Genomic DNA, 17,378 nt, shown 5'->3' with positions numbered 1-17,378 from the left:
ATCCCCTTCTTCTTACTGCGCGGCCGGCTGGGTCTCTGCCCGCCAGGCCACGGCAAATCCGTTGGTGTAGCGCAGGTCCACACGCTTCAGTGCGTCGGCCCTGCGCTCGAGCGTCTGCGGATAGACCGCGACAAAGCGCTCGAGGCGCGCCAGCGATTCCTCGCGACCGAGCAGCATCTCCACACCGTTGTCCAGCGTGAGCCGCCAGGCGCGGCGCTCGTCCTCGATCAGGGCGCGCGGCTGCAGCCCCGCCGTCTCCAACAACCTGCTGACCTCGATGAAGCGCTCGATCAGCGGGCGCTGCTGGCCGGCCGGGCCATGCAGCTCGGGCAGCCCTTCCGGGAAGCTGGCCGGGGGCGGCGTAAACAGCTCCCCGTAGGGATTGAGCAGGGCGTCCTCGCCCCAGCGGGCGATGGCCACCTGCTCGCTCACGGTCAGCACCAGCGTGCCCGGCCACTCGCGGCGCAGGCTGGCATCGAAGACCCAGGGCAGGGCCTCCACCGCCGTCTCCACCTCGCGCAGGTCGATGGTGAAGAACCCACCGGCGACCAGCGGCGCAGCCACGCGTTCGAGCTCGGCGCGGTCCAGGTGGGCGAACTCGCCCTCGATGCGCACCTGCTGCACCGGCAGGGTCCGCGGGTCGCGCAGCTTCTCGAACCCGGCCCAGGCGGCGGCGATGACGGCGAGCAGCATCACGCCCGCACCCACCCGCCACGACCAGCGGCGCAACCGCGCCGGGTCGATGCGTTGTTGCGGCTTTCGGCGTTTCGCATTGGTTCGCTCCCGTCGCGGCACGCCGCGCTCATCCACGTTCCAGGCTGGTGGCGAGTATCCGCATCACCAGCGCGTTGAAATCGATCCCGGCCTCGCGCGCCGCCATCGGCACCAGCGAGTGATCGGTCATCCCGGGCACGGTGTTCACCTCGATCAGCCAGGGCTGGCCCCCGGCGTCGCGCATGAAGTCCACCCGGCCCCAGCCGCTCGCACCCACCGCATGGAAGGCCTGCATGGCCAGCGCCTGCATCTCGGCCTCCTCGTCCGCGGACAGGCCGCAGGGGCAGTGGTAGCGCGTGTCGTTGGCCTGGTACTTGGCGTCGTAGTCGTAAAAGGCGTGCGGGGTCTCCAGGCGGATCAGCGGCAGGGCCTCGCCGTTGAGGATGGCCGCCGTGTACTCGCCGCCGGTGATCCACTGCTCGACGAACACCCGCTCGCCGTATTCGCGCGCCGTGCGGTAGGCCGGCTCCAGGTCCTCGGCGCGATCCACCCGGCTCATGCCGATGCTCGAGCCCTCGAGCGCGGGCTTGACGATCAGCGGCAGGCCCAGGCGCTCGACGATGGCGGCGAAATCGCTGTCATGGTGCAGCAGCTCGTGACGCGGCGTGGGCAGGCCTACGCCCTGCCAGAGGCGCTTGGTCATGAGCTTGTCCATGCACAGGGCCGAGGCCATCACGCCGCTGCCGGTGTAGGGCAGGTCCAGCACCTCCAGCGCCCCCTGCATCGCGCCGTCCTCGCCACCTCGTCCGTGCATGACGATGAAGACGCGGTCGTAGCCGCCGGCCGGCAGCACCGAGAGGATGTTGCGCCCGGCGTCGATGCCGTGGGCGTCCACGCCGTTTTCCAGCAGCGCGGCCAGGACGGCGCGTCCGCTCTTGAGCGAGACCTCGCGCTCGGCGGACCAGCCGCCCATGAGCACCGCCACCTTGCCGAAGTCGTCTGCCTGCATGGCGCCGTTCATGCGCCCTCCTCCTCGCCGATCACGCGCACCTCGGCGATCAGCTCGATGCCGTGCTCGCGCGCCACCGTGGCCTGCACGTGGGCGATGAGCGCCTCGATGTCCCGCGCGGTGGCATCGCCCGTGTTGATGATGAAGTTCGCGTGCTTTTCCGACACGCAGGCCCCGCCGATGCAGTGGCCCTTGAGCCCGCAGGCCTCGATCAGCCGCCCGGCGTGGTCGCCCGGCGGGTTGCGGAACACCGAGCCGCAGCTCGGCAGGCCGGTGGGCTGGGTCTCGCCGCGACGGTTCAGCAGTTCGCGGATACGGGCCTGCGAGGCCTCGCCGTCACCCGTCGCCAGCACCAGCTCGCAGGCGGTGAACCATTCCTCGGCCGGTCCCTGCACCGAGCGGTAAGCGATGCGGTATTCGTCGGCCATGCGCACGTGGCGCCGGCCCTGGCGGTCCAGGGTCTCGACGCGGGCGATCTTCTCCCAGGTCTCGCCGCCGAAGGCGCCGGCATTCATGGCCAGTGCCCCGCCCATGGTGCCCGGGATGCCGGCCAGGAACTCGCCGCCGACCAGGCCGTTCTTCGCCGCGAAGCGCGCCACCTTGGCGCAGGGCACACCGGCCCCGGCACGGATCACGCCGGGGGCGATCAGCTCCAGCTCGTCGAGCATGCCGTGCAGGGCGATCACGGTGCCGCGCACGCCGCCGTCGCGCACCAGCAGGTTGCTGCCCAGGCCGATCCAGGTCAGCGGCTCGTCGGCCGGCAGCAGGGACAGGAACAGGGCCAGGTCGTCGACATCGGCCGGGCGGTACAGGCGCTCGGCGGGGCCGCCCACGCGCCAGCTCGTCAGGCGCGCCATGGGCACGTCCTCCGTGAGCTCGCCGCGCAGCCGGCGGGTGTCGATCGCCCGGGCCATCACTGCGTCCCCTCCCCCGTCAGCCGCTCGGGCAGGCGCGCGGCCATGGCGCCGATGTTGCCTGCCCCCATGGTGAGCAGCACGTCGCCGTCACGCAGCACGTCACCCAGGGCCTCGGGCAGGGCCTCCACCGATTCGATGAAGATCGGCTCGACCTTGCCGCGCAGGCGCACGGTACGCGCCAGCGCCCGGCCATCGGCACCGGCGATCGGCTCCTCGCCGGCCGGGTAGACGTCGAGCAGCACCAGTACGTCGGGCTCGCCCAGTACCTGGGCGAAGTCCTCGAAGAGATCGCGGGTGCGCGTGTAACGGTGCGGCTGGAAGGCCAGCACCAGGCGGCGCCCCGGGAAGGCGTGGCGCGCGGCATCCAGGGTGGCGGCCATCTCCACCGGGTGGTGGCCATAGTCGTCCACCAGGGTGACCCGGCCCTGCGGGGTATCGATGTCGCCGTACATCTGGAAGCGCCGGCCGATGCCCTGGAATTTCTCCAGCGCGCGCTGGATGACGTGATCCTCGATGCCGAGCTGATGGGCCACCGCGATCGCCGCCAGGGCGTTGAGCACGTTGTGGGTGCCCGGCAGGTTGAGCTTCACCGCCAGCGGCGCGTCGCGTTCGGGCAGGGTCACCTCGAAGTGCGTGGCCGCCCCCTCGTAGCGCAGACTGGTCGCGCGGTAGTCGGCGGCCTGCTCGATGCCGTAGGTCACCGCCGGACGCGTCAGCTCCGGCAGGATGGAACGCACCCCGGGGTTGTCCAGACACAGCACCGCCAGGCCGTAGAACGGCAGGTGGTGCAGGAACTCGACGAAGGTCTCGCGCAGCCGGTTGTAGTCGCCGCCGTAGGTCTCGAGGTGGTCGGCGTCGATGTTGGTGACCACCGAGATCATGGGCTGCAGGTAGAGGAAGGAGGCGTCGCTCTCGTCGGCCTCGGCCACCAGGTACTCGCCGCTGCCCAGGCGCGAGTGGCTGGCCGTGCTGTTCAGGCGCCCGCCGATGACGAAGGTCGGATCGAGATCCGCCTCGGCCAGCAGGCTCGCCACCAGGCTGGTGGTGGTGGTCTTGCCGTTGGTGCCGGCCACCGCGATGCCGTTGCGAAAGCGCATCAGCTCGGCCAGCATCTCGGCGCGCGGCACCACCGGGATACGGTGTTCGCGCGCGGCCTGAACCTCGGGGTTGGATTCCTTCACGGCGCTGGAGATGACGACCACGTCCACGCCTTCCACCTGCGCGGCGGCATGCCCCTTGAAGACCGTCACGCCCAGACCGGCCAGGCGCTGCGTCACGCTGTTCTCGGCGATGTCCGAGCCGCTGACCGCGTAGCCCAGGTTGGCCAGCACCTCGGCGATGCCGCCCATGCCGGAGCCGCCCACGCCGACGAAATGGATGCGGCGGATGCGCCGCTGCTTCATGGTGTTCGGATACTGGCTCATGCGGCCTCCCCCCTCATCACGGCCTCGCAGAGATCGGCCACGTGCCTGACGGCCTCGGGACGCGCCTGGGCACGGGCGGCCATGGCCATGCCCATCACCCGTTCACGGTCACCGTCCAGGGCCGCAAGCTCGCCGGCCAGGCGCTCCGGCGTCAGACTGGCCTGCGGCAGCAGGACGGCGGCGCCCGTGTGCGCCAGGAAGTGGGCATTGGCGCTCTGGTGGTCGTCCACCGCGAAGGGGAACGGCACCAGGATCGCGCCCACCCCCACGGCGGCGAGTTCGGCCACGGTCAGCGCCCCGGCGCGGCAGACCACCACGTCGGCCCAGGCATAGGCCTCGGCCATGTCCTCGATGTAGGCATCCACCCGGCCCTCGACACCGGCCTGGCGGTAGTGCGCACGCGTCTCCTCGAGATTGCGCGGCCCGGTCTGGTGCCAGACCTGCGGGCGACTGTGCTCATCCATCCGCGCCAGCGCCTCGGGCAGGGCCTGGTTGAGTGCCTGGGCGCCCAGGCTGCCGCCCACCACCAGCACCCGCAGGCATTGGCCCCTGCGCCCGGCCAGCCGGAGTTCGGGATGTTCGATGGCGGCGATGTCGGCCCGCACCGGGTTGCCGGTGTAGACCGTCTTGCGCGAGGCAGCGAAGCTGTCCGGGAAGCCCAGCAGCACGCGGCGCGCCAGGTGGGCGAGGATGCGGTTGGTCAGCCCCGCCACGGCGTTCTGTTCGTGGATCACCAGCGGGCGGCCGAGCAGCGCGGCCATGGCCCCGCCCGGGCCGGAGACGAAGCCGCCCATGCCCAGCACCAGCCGCGGGCGGTGACGCAGGACGATGAGGCCGGCCTGCACCAGCGCGTAGGCGAGTCGGAAGGGGGCCAGCAGCCAGGTCAGCACCCCCTTGCCACGCAGTGCGCTCACCGTGCACCAGGCCATGGGAATGCCGGCCGCCGGGATCACGCGCGCCTCGAGCCCCTTGCGGGTACCCATCCACAGCACCGGGATGCCGCGCGCCTCGAGCTCGCGCGCCACGGCCAGCCCCGGGTAGACGTGCCCACCGGTGCCGCCGGCCGCAATCATGACGGGACGCTCGCCGGCCATCACGCCACCTCCTTGAGACTGCGGCGCTCGCGCACCGGCCGGGGCTTGCGCATGGCGGCACTGGAATACACCGCGAGCTGCGCCCCGGCCTGCGCCGTCTCGCGATGAACGCGCAGCAGCAGACCGATGGCCGCGCACATCACCAGCATGCTGCTGCCCCCGGCGCTCATCAGCGGCAGGGTCAGCCCCTTGGTCGGCAGGATGCCCATGTTCACACCCATGTTGATGAAGGCCTGCAAACCGATCCAGATGCCGACGCCGTAGGCGATGTAGGCCCCGAAGGCATGGCCGCAGCGCTCGGCGGCGGCGGCGATGGCGAAACAGCGCCAGATCAGGTAGCCGTAGAGCGCGACCACCACGACCACGCCGATCAGGCCCAGCTCCTCGGCCAGCACGGCGAAGAGGAAGTCGTTGTGCGCCTCCGGCAGGTAGAAGAGCTTCTGGATGCTGGCCCCCAGCCCGAGGCCGGTCCAGGAACCCGAGCCGATGGCGATCAGCGACTGGGTGAGCTGGAAGCCGCTGTTGAAGGGGTCCGCCCAGGGATTGAGGAAGGTGGTCAGGCGCGCCAGGCGATAGGGCGAGGAGACGGCCAGCACCGCCAGGGCGCCGGCCACCACGGCCATCAGCAGGCCGAACTGCCCCAGGCGTACGCCGCCCAGGAACAGCATGCCGAGGCCGGTGGCCATGAGCACGGCGGCGGCGCCGAAGTCCGGCTCCATGAGCATGAGCGCGGCGGCCAGGCCCAGCACGATCACCGGGCGCATGAAGCCGCTGAAGGTCTCGCGCACGTCGCGCCCGTGGCGCACCAGGTAGCCGGCGACATAGATCACGAAACACAGCTTGGCGAGCTCGGAGACCTGCAGGTTGATCACGCCGAGCGGGATCCAGCGCGTGCTGCCGTTCACCGTCTTGCCGATGCCCGGCACCAGCACCAGCATCAGCAGCACGAAGGTGAAGAGCAGCAGCGCAAGGCCCGCCAGCTCCCAGTGGGCCAGGCGCACCCGGTAGATCGCGGCGGCCACCGCGATGCCGGCCAGCACGAACACCAGCTGGCGCTCGAAGAAATACAGCGGGTTGCCGGTCTGCTTCTCCGCCACACCGATGGAGGCGGAGGTGACCATCACCAGACCCAGGCCCAGCAGGGTGGCGACCACGAGCACCAGCCCGACGTCCAGGTGCTGACGCATCTTCACCGCGATCTTTTCCTGCGGGGTGCGGCTGGCCTGCAGCATGCTCATGCCTCACCTCCCAGGGCGTTCACCAGTGCGACGAAGCGCTGACCGCGTTCCTCGTAGCCCGTGAACATGTCGAAACTCGCGCAGGCCGGCGACAGCAGCACCACGTCGCCCGGCTCGACCCGGTCGGCCGCGGCGGCCACGGCCGCCTCCAGCGAATCCACGCGCACCACCGGCACGGCATCGCCCACGGCCTGCGCGAGGAGGCCGGCATCGCGGCCGAACAGCACCAGGGCCCGGCCCTTCTCCGCCAGCGCGGGGCGCAGCGGGGTGAAGTCCTGGTCCTTGCCCAGGCCGCCGGCCAGCAGCACCACCGGCGCGGTCATGCCGTTGAGGGCGGCCAGGGTGGCCCCCACGTTGGTGCCCTTGGAGTCGTTGAACCAGTCGGCACCGCGTACCGTCGCCACCCACTGGCTGCGATGCGGCAGGCCCGGGAACGCGCGCAGCACCTGGCACATGGCCTCCTGCGAGAGCCCCGCGGCCTCGCCGAGCGCCAGGGCCGCCAGGGCATTGGCCACGTTGTGCCGCCCGCGGATGCGCAGGTCGTCCTCGCGCAGTACACGCTCGGTACCGCGCAGCAGCCAGCCCTCGCCGTCGATCTCGGCAAAGCCCCACTGTCCATCGGCCGGGGCGTCCAGGCCGAAGCTCACGCGCCGACCGTCGCCGGTGGCCAGGGCCGCCGCCACCGGGTCGTCACGGTTGATCACCTGCACGGCGGCGTTGGCGTAGATCCGTGCCTTGGCCTGTGCATAGGCCTCGATGGAGTCGTAGCGATCCAGGTGGTCCGCACTCAGGTTGAGCACCGTGGCGGCCGCCGGGGCCAGGCTCCCGGTGGTCTCGAGCTGGAAGCTCGACAGCTCCAGTACGTACAGGTCGGGCGCCGGTCCCTCGAGGAGGTCCAGCGCCGGTGTGCCGAGGTTGCCGCCCACGGCGACGCGCCGCTCGGCCGCGGCCATCTCGCCCACCAGGGTGGTGACGGTGCTCTTGCCGTTGGAACCGGTGATGGCGATCACCGGGGCGGTCACGGCGCGGGCGAAGAGTTCGATGTCGCCGATGACCTCGGCCCCGGCCGCGCGCGCGGCGACGATGGCCGGCTCGGCCACGGCCACCCCCGGGCTCACGATCAGCCGACGGAAACGCGCGAAATAGGCCGCATCGAAGGCCCCGAAGGCCGTCTCGCAGGCGGGGCACAGGGTGGCGAGTTCGGCCGCACCCGGCGGCGTGGCGCGACTGTCGGCCACGGCGAAGGCCTCGCCCTGGCGGGCGAGGAAGCGCGCCACCGACAGGCCGCTCTTGCCGAGCCCGACGATCAGGGTGGCCGCCTGTTCCGGTCTTGCCGTCATCGCGTTGTCTGCCTCTGCCAGCACAAAGTCGTCCCTAGCGCAGTTTCAGCGTGGCCAGCCCGATCAGCACCAGGATGACCGTGACGATCCAGAAGCGCACGATCACCCGGGGCTCGGGCCAGCCCTTGAGTTCGAAGTGGTGGTGCAGCGGCGCCATGCGGAAGATGCGCCGCCCGGTGAGCTTGAAGGAGGCCACCTGCAGGATCACCGAGACGGTCTCCATGACGAACACGCCGCCCATGATCACCAGCACCAGTTCCTGGCGCACCATCACCGCCAGCAGGCCGAGCGCGGCGCCCAGCGCCAGCGCGCCGACGTCGCCCATGAAGACCTGGGCGGGATAGGCGTTGAACCAGAGGAAACCCAGCCCCGCGCCGACCAGTGCGCCGCAGAACACCACGGTCTCGCCGACCCCGGCGACATAGGGGATCTGCAGGTACTGGGAGAAATTCACGTGCCCGGTGGCATAGGCGAAGATGCCGAGCGCCCCGGCCACCAGCACGGTGGGCATGATGGCCAGGCCATCCAGCCCGTCGGTGAGGTTGACCGCGTTGCTCGAGCCGACGATGACGAAATAGGCCAGCGGGACGAACAGCCAGCCGAGCTCCCAGCTCACGTCCTTGAACACCGGCACGTAGAGGGTGGTCTCGGCCGGCGAGGCCGCGGTGAAGTAGAGAAAGAAGGCCGCCCCGAGGCCGAATACCGACTGCCAGAAGTACTTGGCGCGTGCCGACAGGCCCTTCGAATTGCCGAAGCGCAGCTTCTTGTAGTCGTCGATGAAGCCCACGGCGCCAAACAGCAGGGTGACGATGAGCACCGTCCAGACGAAGCGGTTGGCGAGATCCGACCAGAGCAGCGTGGAGATGGCCACGGCCACTAGGATCAGGGCGCCCCCCATGGTCGGCGTGCCAGCCTTGGTCAGGTGGGTCTGCGGGCCGTCGGCGCGCACCTGCTGGCCGATCTTGTAGCGGCTCAGGCGGTGGATCATCCAGGGACCGACCATGAAGGAGATCACCAGGGCGGTGAGTACACCGAGGATGGCGCGGAAGGTCAGGTACTGGAAGACCCGGAATCCGCTGTAGTACTCGCTCAGGGCATCAAACAGGCTAAACAGCATGACCCTTCCCCATGTCCGGTTCTTGTTGTTCGAGTAAGGCGACCACCCGTTCCATGCGCATGGAACGCGAGCCCTTGACCAGCACGGTCACGTTGGCCGCCAGCTCGTCGGCCACCGCCTGGGCCAGGGCCCGCCAGTCGGTGTGGTGTTCGGCGTTCGCGCCGAAGGCCTCGGCGGCGGCACCGCTCAGCGGGCCCAGGGCATGCAGGCGCTCGATGCCGGCGGCGCGGGCATATTCGCCGATGGCCGCGTGCATGGCCGTCGCATCGCCACCCAGCTCGCCCATGTCGCCCATCACGAACACCCGCCGGCCCGGGCGCCCGGCCAGCACGTCGATGGCGGCGCGCATGGAGGCGGGGTTGGCGTTGTAGCTGTCGTCGATGAGCGCCGCGCCGTTGCGGCCCGCGCGGGCCTGCAGACGCCCGCTCACCGGCTGCATGGCCGCCAGTCCGCGACGGATGGCCTCCAGGGGTGCGCCCGCGGCGCTGGCCGCGGCGGCCGCACACAGGGCGTTGAGCAGGTTGTGGCGTCCCTTGAGGGCGAAGCCCAGCGTGAGCTCGCCTTCCGGCGTCTGCATCCGCAGCTGGCCGTCGGCGGCCAGGCTGCCGGTGAAGTCGGCCGCCTGCTCGGCGCCGAAGCCCAGGATGCGACGCCCCGTGTTGAGCCCGCGCCAGTAGTCGGCATAGGTATCGTCGGCATTGATCACCGCCACCCCGTCGGCCGGCAGGCCCTGGAAGATCTCGCCCTTGGCGCGGGACACGCCCTCGATGCTGCCGAAGCCCTCGAGATGGGCCGGGCCGGCATTGGTGATGAGCGCGACGTGCGGCTGGGCGATGGCCGTGAGATAGGCGATCTCGCCCGCGTGGTTCGCCCCCATCTCGATCACCGCGTAGTCGTGCGTATCGCGCAGGGCCAGCAGGGTCAGGGGCACGCCGATGTCGTTGTTCAGGTTGCCGCGGGTGGCATGCACGCTGCCGCATTCCTGCAGGATGGCGGCGATCATCTCCTTGACCGTGGTCTTGCCGTTGCTGCCGGTGAGCCCCACCACCGTGGTGGAGAGCCGCGCGCGCCAGGCACGGGCCAGGCGCCCGAGGGCCAGGCGGGTGTCTTCCACCAGCACCTGCGGCAGCACCGTGTCGCAGAGGTGCTCGACCATGGCGGCGACGGCCGCCTCCAGGTCGGGCACGAAGTCGTGGGCATCGAAACGCGGGCCGCGCAGGGCGATGAAGAGGTCGCCCTCGCGCAGGCTGCGGCTGTCGGTGGATACGCCCTGCACGGCGGTGTCGGCGCCGATCAGCTCGCCGCCGGCCATGGCCGCGATGTCGGAGAGCATCAGCCAGCTCATGCCGCACCCCCGGAGAGGCAACGCGTGGCCACCTCGACATCGCTGAAGGGGATGGCGCGCCCGCCCAGCTGCTGCACGGTCTCGTGGCCCTTGCCCGCGACCACCACCAGGTCGCCGGGCCGCGCGGCGGCGATGGCCGCGCGGATGGCCACCTCGCGGTCGTGTTCCACCGTCACGGCCGCCGGCTCGCGGAAACCGGCGAGGATGTCGGCGACGATCGTGGCCGGGTCCTCGTGGCGGGGATTGTCGTCGGTGACGATCACCGTATCGGCCAGCCGTTCGGCCACCGCCGCCATCAGCGGTCGCTTGCCGGCGTCGCGGTCGCCGCCGCAGCCGAACACGCAGACCAGGCGGCCGGCCGTGTGTTCGCGCGCGGCGCCCAGCACCTGTTCCAGCGCCCCCGGGGTGTGGGCGTAGTCCACCACCACCTGCGGGCGCGTGCCGCCGCCGAGCAGCTGCATGCGGCCCGGCACCGGGCGGATGCGGCGCAGGCGCAGCAGGGCGTCGGGCAGCTCCACGCCGATGGCGAGCAGGGTGGCCAGTACGGCCAGGAGGTTCTGCACGTTGAAGCGGCCGAGCACGGCGGCCTCGAGCTCGCCCCTGCCCCAGGGGGTGACGACCTCGGCGCCGAAGCCGCCGGCATGCAGGTCCAGCCGGCGCACGGCCACGCAGTCGACCGGGTGCCTTACATCCGCCTCCAGGCTGTAGCCGAGCTGACGCACGCCGGCCGGCACGGCGGCGCTCAGCGCGCGGCCGAAGGCGTCGTCGAGGTTGATGATGGCGTAGTCCAGCCCCGGCCAGGTGAAGAGGCGCTGCTTGGCGGCGCCATAGGCCTCGAGGCTGCCGTGGTAATCCAGGTGGTCGCGCCCCAGGTTGGTGAACAGGGCGTAGTCGAAGGCCACGCCGTTCACGCGCCCCTGGTCCAGGGCATGCGAGGAGACCTCCATCGCCAGCCAGCGGGCGCCGGCGTCGCGGATCGCGGCGAGCTCGCGCTGCAGGGTGATGGCGTCTGGCGTGGTGTGGGTACCCGGCTGCAACGCCCCGTGCAGACCGTAACCCAGGGTGCCTACCACGCCGCAGCGGGCACTGCCCTGGTCCAGGGCCTGGGCCAGGAACTGGGTCACCGAGGTCTTGCCGTCGGTGCCGGTCACGCCCATCACGCCCATCTCCTGCGAGGGATGGCCGTAGAACCGGTCCGCGACCACGCCCAGCTTGTGCGTCAGCCGGTCGACGGCGACGAAGGGGACGCGGTCCGCGGCCGGCGTGGCCTGTCCGCGCACCCGTTCCCAGGCCACCGCCACGGCGCCACGCTCGATGGCCTGGGCCGCGTGGCTCAGGCCGTGCTGACGGGTCCCGGCGCAGGCGAGGAAGAGATCGCCGGCGTGCACGCGCCGGCTGTCCAGGGCCAGGCCGCCCACCGGCAGCCGCGCGGCCGTGCCCGGCACCTCGGCGAGACCGCGCAGCAGCGGACCCAGGGCCCAGTCGGTGGCCACGGCGTTCATGCCGCACCTCCCCTGCCGGGCTGCCGCGCCTGCAGGGCGGGCAGATCATCCGGCGGGATGTTGAGCAGGCGCAGGGCACCGGTCATCACCTCGCGGAACACCGGCGCGGCCACGTGCCCGCCGTAATACTCCTCGCGTGCCGGCTCGTTGATCATCACCACCACCACCAGGCGCGGATTGCTGGCCGGGGCCATGCCGGCAAACACGGCGATGTAACGGTCTTCGGCGTAACCGCCCACCGTGGACTTGCGCGCCGTACCGGTCTTGCCGGCCACGCGGTAGCCCTCGATGGCGGCACGCAGGCCCGTCCCCTCGCCGCTCACCACGCCCTCGAGCATGGCGCGCACCTGGCGCGCCGTCTCCGCCCGCATGGCGCGGCGCCCGGGGGCAGCGCCCTCGCGGCGCAGGAAGGTCGCCTCGTACAGCATGCCGTCGGCGGCGATGGCGCTGTAGGCCTGGGCGAGCTGCAGGGGAGTGACCGAGAGGCCGTAGCCGAAGGCCAGCGTGGCCCGCTCGACCTCGTTCCAGCGGCTGTAGTCGCCCATCACCCCGGCGGCCTCGCCCGGGAAGCCCGCGCCGGTGATCCGCCCGAACCCCACTTGGCTGTAGAGCGACCAGAGGGCCTCCGGCTCGAGCGACAGGGCGATCTTGCTCGCCCCCACGTTGCTCGACTTGCGGATCACGGTCGCCAGATCGATGCGCCCGTAGTTGCGCACGTCGCGGATGGTGTGACCGCCCACCCGCACGAAGCCCGGCCCGGTGTCGATCTGGCTGGCGGGGCCATACACGCCCGCCTCCAGCGCCGCGGCGATGGTGAACGGCTTGATGGTCGAACCCGGCTCGAAGACGTCGGTGACGCCACGGTTGCGATACAGCTCGCCGCGCAGGTTGCGACGGGTGTTGGGGTTGAAGGCCGGCTGGTTGGCCATGGCCAGCACCTCGCCGGTACGCGGGTCCATCACCACGATCGAGCCGGAGCGCGCGCCCTCGGCCTGCACGGCCTGCTTGAGCTCGCGATAGGCGAGATACTGGATGCGGCGATCGACGGACAGGGTCAGCGGCTTGCCGGCACGCGGCGGGCGCAGCGCCTCGACGTTCTCGATCACCCGACCCAGGCGATCCTTGATCACGCGCTTGGCACCGGGCACGCCAGCCAGCCACTCGTCGTAGGCGAGTTCCAGCCCCTCCTGGCCGCGATCGTCGATATTGGTAAAGCCGACCACGTGGGCCATCACCTCGCCCATGGGGTAGTAGCGGCGATACTCGCGCTCCAGGGCCACGCCCGGCAGCTCCAGGGCCTGCACCCGGGCAGAGAGTTCCGGGCTGACGTGACGGCGCAGGTAGACGAACTCGCGGGTCTCGCGCGCCGCCAGACGCCGCAGCATGTCGTCCTGGTCCAGCTCCAGCAACCGGGCCAGCTGTGGCAGCCGCGGGTCGGCGAGCGACAGCTCGCGCGGGTTGGCCCAGACCGAGTCCACCGGTGTGCTGATGGCCAGCGGCTCGCCGTTGCGGTCGGTGATCATGCCGCGGTGGGCCGGCATGCCCACCACGCGCAGGTGGCGGGCATCGCCCTGCCCGCGCAGGAAGTCCTGCTTGAGGACCTGCAGGTCGATGGCGCGACCGACGAGCACCAGCATGCCCAGGGCGAATACCCCGAGCACCAGCACGCGTCGCATCTTATAGAAAGGTGTCTTTTCCACGCCTTCTCACCGCCCCGAATCGGGCACCACGATCCTGATCTCCGCCGCCCCTGGCAGGCGCATCTGCAACCGCTCATGCGCCACCTGCTCGATGCGTCCATGCGTGGACCAGGTGCTCTGCTCCAGCTGCAGCCGCCCCCAGTCGATATTCAACTCGTCGCGCTCCACCGTGAGCCGCTCCAGCTCGACGAAGAGCTTGCGGCTCTGGTGCTTGGTCGCCACCACGCCCACGGCCGAGGCCAGCACCAGCAGGGCCAGCAGCGACGGCAGCATCACCCGCCAGGTCATGCCAGCCGCTCCGCCACGCGCAGCACGGCGCTTCGTGCCCGCGGATTCGCCGCCACCTCGGCCTCGCCCGGGCGCTGCGCCTTGCCGACCAGGCGCAGCGTGCGCCCCTCAGGGCCACCCATCACCGGCAGCCCCTTCGGCAGGGGCCGGCCCTGGGACTCGTTGCGCATGAAGCGCTTCACGAGGCGGTCTTCCAGCGAGTGGAAGCTGATCACCACCAGGCGCCCGCCGGGCGCCAGCATTCGCGGTACGCGAACAAGCAGGTCTTCCAGATCAGCCAATTCGCGATTCACGAATATGCGGACAGCCTGAAAGCTGCGCGTGGCCGGATGCTTGTGCTTCTCGCGTCGGGGCACTGCCTGCTCGATGAGCCGCACGAAGTCCTGCGTGGTGCGCAGCGGCGCCTCGGCGCGGGTCGCGACCACGGCCCGCGCGATGCGGCGCGAGAACCTCTCTTCGCCGTAGTGCCAGAGCACGTCGGCGATCTCCTTTTCCTCGGCATGCGCCAGCCAGTCGGCGGCCGATTCACCCGCCTCCGGGTTCATGCGCATGTCCAGCGGGCCTTCCCGCATGAAGCTGAAGCCGCGGCCGGCATCGTCGAGCTGCGGCGAGGAGACCCCCAGGTCGAGGAGCACCCCGTCGACCCGGCCCGTCAGTCCTGCCTGCTCCACCACGTCCGCCATCATCACGAAAGACCCGTGTGTGATCGAAAACCGTGCATCCTGCCCGAAACGCTCCCGGGCGGCGGCCACGGCCGCCGGGTCCTTGTCGAACCCGAACAACCGCCCCTGCGGCCCCAGGCACTCGAGTATCGCGGCGCTGTGCCCGCCGCGGCCGAAGGTCCCATCCACATAGACCCCGTCGGCCCGGATATTCAGACCCTCGATGGCTGCATCCAGCAGCACCGAGCGATGATCGTGTCGGGCGCCCATGTCAGAGCGACAGCGACTCGAGCGCCGCACTGAGCTCGCCGGATTCCTCTTCCTCCCTGAGCCAGGCGTCACGCTGCCCGACCCAGGTGTCCTCGTCCCAGAGCTCGAACTTGTTGCCCTGCCCGACGAGTACCGCCTTCTTATCGAGACGGGCAAACTCGCGCAGCGGGGTGGGCAGCAGGATACGCCCCTGGGAGTCCAGCTCGCACTCGGTGGCATGACCCAGCAGCAGGCGCTGCAGGCGTCGCACCTGCTTGTCCATGTTGGGGCGCGCCATCAGGGCCTGCTCGATGCGCTCCCATTCGGGGAAGGGATAGAGAAGGAGACAACCGTCGCGGTCCACCGTGACCACGAGACGACCATCGGCCGCCTCGGTCAGGCGGTCGCGATAGCGTGCCGGGATCGCGACGCGACCCTTGGCATCCAGGTTCAGGTTGTTGACCCCTCGGAACAACACGTCCTCCAGCGGAGGGAGAAAAACCACTCTCCCCCACGTTCCCCCACTTTCCTACACTATGGTCGCCAGACTGGGTATTGTCAAGGGAAAACGCGTCTTGCCGCCCCATAAAACCGTTTATGTGACAACGACTTAGGAGCAGCTTGCGAAGGTGGGGAACAGTTCACATTCACGCCCGGGAAGAACCCGCAGGGATTCATGAGATTGGGCATTCATGCTGAGAAGTTACTTTAAGTTCAGACCTGAACCCGGCAGGCCACGGGCGGCGGATGCGCGCCCGGGTGGGGAACGGTGGAGGGTGATCGCTGGAAACAGGAATTAGGGGGAGCCGGCCTGTAAGCCGGGTTCTGTCGAGGACGATCATTCATCTGCGACGCGCGTCGCCGCGCGCCTGTAGCGGCCTACCCGGGTGCGATGCGGGCCACACCAATGCACCCCTATTTGGCCTTGCTCCGGGTGGGGTTTACCCTGCCACGGCGTGTTGCCACCCGCGCGGTGCGCTCTTACCGCACCTTTTCACCCTTACCTGTGCCCGTAGGCCATCGGCGGTATGTTTTCTGTGGCACTTTCCGTCGGCTTTCGCCGCCCAGGCGTTACCTGGCACCCTGCCCTATGGAGCCCGGACTTTCCTCCACACGCGAAGCGTGCAGCGATCATCCGGCCGACTCCCGGCGGCGATTCTAGCAGAATCAGGACTCCGAGGCGGGGGTTTTCTTCGGCTCGCGGCGGCGCTGCAGCTCGTAGGTGGCCCGGCCGATCAGCCGGTTGAGGACGTTGTTGCGCGGCAGGAAGGGGATGGCCGGCTTGCGGCGGCGGTCGAGTCGCTCGATCAGCTCACCGATCTCGGGGATATGCGGGTTGATCTTGCGGGCCATGTACAGCGCATCCAGGGCCTTGGCCCGGTTGCGCTGAGTGAGTTCGGCCTTGGCCAGATTCACCAGCACCTCCGGATCGCGGGCCTCTTCCTTGGCCGCCACGCGGCAGAGGACCACGCCGCCCATGTCCCCGGCAAAGGCCTGGGCCATGCCCAGCCAGGAGCGGTAACGATTGTAGTAGGTGTCGCCGGGCCCGACGCTCTCGCTGCATTCACGGAAGAATTCCACCGCGATGTCGTAGTTGCGGATCTTGAAGAAACGCTTCCCTTCGCTGAAGTTGTATTCGAGTTCACGGTCGGACATGGGGGTTTCCTCGGGCGGAGTCGCTGATATTCGGATGCAGAAGGCCGCTACAAGCCCCTGCCTACCGTGCAATCTATCGCCTTCGAGCGGGCGATTTTGTGATGGTCTGCCGCTTCCGTGAAAGGCGGGAGTTCCCCCCCTCGCGAGAGCGGAGGCCACGCCCCGGGCAGGCTCCCTACCGACCCGATTCCTTCAGGCTAAGAGCCAGAGCATAGAGCGCGTTGCGCGGCTGGTCCAGCAGCTCGGCGGCCAGGCGCGCCGCCGCCTTCACCGGCAACTCCTCGAGCAGCAGGCCCAGCACCCGTCGGGCCTCTGCCTCGTCGACCTCGCCCGCCGCGACCCGGTGCCCCGCGACCATGATGACGAATTCGCCGCGCTCGCGGTTGGCGTCGGCGGCCAGCCAGTCCACCAGCTCGGCCAGCGTGCCGGCCTGCACCTGCTCGTAGGCCTTGGTCAGCTCGCGGGCGATCACTGCCTCGCGCGCAGCGCCGAAGGCCGCACGCATGTCCTCCAGGCTGGCAGCCACGCGATGACTGGATTCATAGAAGACCAGGGTACGCGGCTCCTCGCGCAGCGCCTCGAACTGCCGGCGCCGGGCCGCAGCCTTGGGCGCCGGGAAGCCCTCGAAGGCAAAGCGGTCGGTCGGCAGCCCGCTCACCGACAGGGCGGCGATGAGGGCACTGGGGCCCGGCACCGGCACCACGGCCAGCCCCGCCCCCCGCACCTCGCGCACCAGGCGATAGCCGGGATCGCTGATCAGCGGCGTGCCGGCATCCGACACCAGCGCCACCGATTCGCCCGCCTGCAGACGCCGCCGCAGCTCGGCGCTGCGTTCTTCCTCGTTGTGCTCGTGCAGGGAGACCTGCGGCGTACCGATGCCGAAGTGCCCCAGCAGGCGCGCCGTGTGCCGCGTGTCCTCCGCGGCGATGCAGTCGACACCCGCCAGGACCGCCAGCGCGCGCTGGCTGATGTCGCCCAGATTGCCGATGGGCGTGGCCACCACGTAAAGCGTGCCGGGCTCAATTGACACGTCTGCCCCCAGCCAAGATACTGGCACGCTCATTCAGGACAGGCCCGGCGTGAGCGCCCCATATGGAATTGCATTCATCTGATCGCATGATTT

At 70.2% G+C, this 17,378-nt stretch carries 16 protein-coding genes and 1 other RNA gene; all 17 read right to left on the bottom strand.

Annotated elements, in window-relative coordinates; translation table 11 throughout:
* Window positions 1-12: 12 nt before the first annotated feature.
* Complete coding sequence (locus tag HUJ28_10340) at window positions 13-810, bottom strand: FtsQ-type POTRA domain-containing protein (protein MBD3619862.1); 798 nt, start codon at window positions 808-810, stop codon at window positions 13-15.
* Complete coding sequence (locus HUJ28_10335; protein MBD3619861.1) at window positions 803-1,735, bottom strand: D-alanine--D-alanine ligase; 933 nt, start codon at window positions 1,733-1,735, stop codon at window positions 803-805. The genes HUJ28_10340 and HUJ28_10335 overlap by 8 nt, the downstream gene beginning before the upstream one ends.
* Window positions 1,732-2,637, bottom strand: coding sequence for a UDP-N-acetylmuramate dehydrogenase (murB, locus tag HUJ28_10330; protein ID MBD3619860.1), 906 nt, complete (start codon window positions 2,635-2,637; stop codon window positions 1,732-1,734). Before murB ends, HUJ28_10335 begins: the two co-directional genes overlap by 4 nt.
* Window positions 2,637-4,064: a UDP-N-acetylmuramate--L-alanine ligase gene (gene murC, locus HUJ28_10325; GenBank protein ID MBD3619859.1), complete on the bottom strand. Its 1,428-nt coding sequence runs from the start codon at window positions 4,062-4,064 to the stop codon at window positions 2,637-2,639. The genes murB and murC overlap by 1 nt, the downstream gene beginning before the upstream one ends.
* Window positions 4,061-5,158 (bottom strand): undecaprenyldiphospho-muramoylpentapeptide beta-N-acetylglucosaminyltransferase, encoded by a 1,098-nt coding sequence (murG, locus tag HUJ28_10320; GenBank protein MBD3619858.1) that lies wholly within the window; start codon window positions 5,156-5,158, stop codon window positions 4,061-4,063. Before murG ends, murC begins: the two co-directional genes overlap by 4 nt.
* Window positions 5,158-6,396 (bottom strand): putative lipid II flippase FtsW, encoded by a 1,239-nt coding sequence (gene ftsW, locus HUJ28_10315; protein ID MBD3619857.1) that lies wholly within the window; start codon window positions 6,394-6,396, stop codon window positions 5,158-5,160. Before ftsW ends, murG begins: the two co-directional genes overlap by 1 nt.
* Window positions 6,393-7,736 (bottom strand): UDP-N-acetylmuramoyl-L-alanine--D-glutamate ligase, encoded by a 1,344-nt coding sequence (locus HUJ28_10310; GenBank protein ID MBD3619856.1) that lies wholly within the window; start codon window positions 7,734-7,736, stop codon window positions 6,393-6,395. The genes ftsW and HUJ28_10310 overlap by 4 nt, the downstream gene beginning before the upstream one ends.
* A gap of 34 nt (window positions 7,737-7,770) precedes the next feature.
* Window positions 7,771-8,853 carry a phospho-N-acetylmuramoyl-pentapeptide-transferase gene (locus tag HUJ28_10305; protein ID MBD3619855.1) on the bottom strand — a complete coding sequence of 361 codons (1,083 nt, stop codon included), beginning with the start codon at window positions 8,851-8,853 and terminating at the stop codon, window positions 7,771-7,773.
* Window positions 8,843-10,198 (bottom strand): UDP-N-acetylmuramoyl-tripeptide--D-alanyl-D-alanine ligase, encoded by a 1,356-nt coding sequence (locus HUJ28_10300; protein ID MBD3619854.1) that lies wholly within the window; start codon window positions 10,196-10,198, stop codon window positions 8,843-8,845. The genes HUJ28_10305 and HUJ28_10300 overlap by 11 nt, the downstream gene beginning before the upstream one ends.
* Window positions 10,195-11,700, bottom strand: coding sequence for a UDP-N-acetylmuramoyl-L-alanyl-D-glutamate--2,6-diaminopimelate ligase (locus tag HUJ28_10295; protein MBD3619853.1), 1,506 nt, complete (start codon window positions 11,698-11,700; stop codon window positions 10,195-10,197). Before HUJ28_10295 ends, HUJ28_10300 begins: the two co-directional genes overlap by 4 nt.
* Complete coding sequence (locus tag HUJ28_10290; GenBank protein MBD3619852.1) at window positions 11,697-13,376, bottom strand: penicillin-binding protein 2; 1,680 nt, start codon at window positions 13,374-13,376, stop codon at window positions 11,697-11,699. The genes HUJ28_10295 and HUJ28_10290 overlap by 4 nt, the downstream gene beginning before the upstream one ends.
* A 30-nt stretch (window positions 13,377-13,406) precedes the next feature.
* The gene (gene ftsL / locus HUJ28_10285) at window positions 13,407-13,688 is read right to left on the bottom strand and encodes a cell division protein FtsL (protein ID MBD3619851.1); all 282 of its coding nucleotides are present in this window, start codon (window positions 13,686-13,688) and stop codon (window positions 13,407-13,409) included.
* Window positions 13,685-14,620, bottom strand: coding sequence for a 16S rRNA (cytosine(1402)-N(4))-methyltransferase RsmH (gene rsmH, locus HUJ28_10280; GenBank protein ID MBD3619850.1), 936 nt, complete (start codon window positions 14,618-14,620; stop codon window positions 13,685-13,687). Before rsmH ends, ftsL begins: the two co-directional genes overlap by 4 nt.
* A 1-nt stretch (window position 14,621) precedes the next feature.
* Window positions 14,622-15,074 (bottom strand): division/cell wall cluster transcriptional repressor MraZ, encoded by a 453-nt coding sequence (gene mraZ, locus HUJ28_10275; protein MBD3619849.1) that lies wholly within the window; start codon window positions 15,072-15,074, stop codon window positions 14,622-14,624.
* A gap of 323 nt (window positions 15,075-15,397) precedes the next feature.
* An RNA gene (rnpB, locus tag HUJ28_10270) (RNase P RNA component class A) lies at window positions 15,398-15,746 on the bottom strand.
* A gap of 20 nt (window positions 15,747-15,766) precedes the next feature.
* Entirely contained in the window at window positions 15,767-16,255 is a 489-nt protein-coding gene (locus HUJ28_10265) for a hypothetical protein (GenBank protein MBD3619848.1), read from the bottom strand.
* A 175-nt stretch (window positions 16,256-16,430) separates the two neighbouring features.
* Window positions 16,431-17,318: a 16S rRNA (cytidine(1402)-2'-O)-methyltransferase gene (rsmI, locus tag HUJ28_10260; GenBank protein ID MBD3619847.1), complete on the bottom strand. Its 888-nt coding sequence runs from the start codon at window positions 17,316-17,318 to the stop codon at window positions 16,431-16,433.
* Between the last annotated feature and the right edge of the window lie 60 nt (window positions 17,319-17,378).

The sequence above is a fragment of the Chromatiales bacterium genome, assembly GCA_014762505.1.
GTDB lineage: Bacteria > Pseudomonadota > Gammaproteobacteria > SpSt-1174 > SpSt-1174 > SpSt-1174.
Note: the sequence above shows the minus strand (reverse complement) of the source record. Positions and strands in the feature narration are given on the sequence as shown.

Coding starts and splice junctions, on each gene's coding strand:
- rsmI (MBD3619847.1), bottom strand. CDS start 17,318: ATGAGCGTGCCAGTATCTTGGCTGGGGGCAGACGTGTCAATTGAGCCC.
- ftsL (MBD3619851.1), bottom strand. CDS start 13,688: ATGACCTGGCGGGTGATGCTGCCGTCGCTGCTGGCCCTGCTGGTGCTG.
- HUJ28_10310 (MBD3619856.1), bottom strand. CDS start 7,736: ATGACGGCAAGACCGGAACAGGCGGCCACCCTGATCGTCGGGCTCGGC.
- HUJ28_10305 (MBD3619855.1), bottom strand. CDS start 8,853: ATGCTGTTTAGCCTGTTTGATGCCCTGAGCGAGTACTACAGCGGATTC.
- murG (MBD3619858.1), bottom strand. CDS start 5,158: ATGGCCGGCGAGCGTCCCGTCATGATTGCGGCCGGCGGCACCGGTGGG.
- ftsW (MBD3619857.1), bottom strand. CDS start 6,396: ATGAGCATGCTGCAGGCCAGCCGCACCCCGCAGGAAAAGATCGCGGTG.
- HUJ28_10300 (MBD3619854.1), bottom strand. CDS start 10,198: ATGAGCTGGCTGATGCTCTCCGACATCGCGGCCATGGCCGGCGGCGAG.
- HUJ28_10290 (MBD3619852.1), bottom strand. CDS start 13,376: ATGCGACGCGTGCTGGTGCTCGGGGTATTCGCCCTGGGCATGCTGGTG.
- HUJ28_10335 (MBD3619861.1), bottom strand. CDS start 1,735: ATGAACGGCGCCATGCAGGCAGACGACTTCGGCAAGGTGGCGGTGCTC.
- murC (MBD3619859.1), bottom strand. CDS start 4,064: ATGAGCCAGTATCCGAACACCATGAAGCAGCGGCGCATCCGCCGCATC.
- HUJ28_10265 (MBD3619848.1), bottom strand. CDS start 16,255: ATGTCCGACCGTGAACTCGAATACAACTTCAGCGAAGGGAAGCGTTTC.
- HUJ28_10295 (MBD3619853.1), bottom strand. CDS start 11,700: ATGAACGCCGTGGCCACCGACTGGGCCCTGGGTCCGCTGCTGCGCGGT.
- rsmH (MBD3619850.1), bottom strand. CDS start 14,620: ATGGGCGCCCGACACGATCATCGCTCGGTGCTGCTGGATGCAGCCATC.
- murB (MBD3619860.1), bottom strand. CDS start 2,637: ATGGCCCGGGCGATCGACACCCGCCGGCTGCGCGGCGAGCTCACGGAG.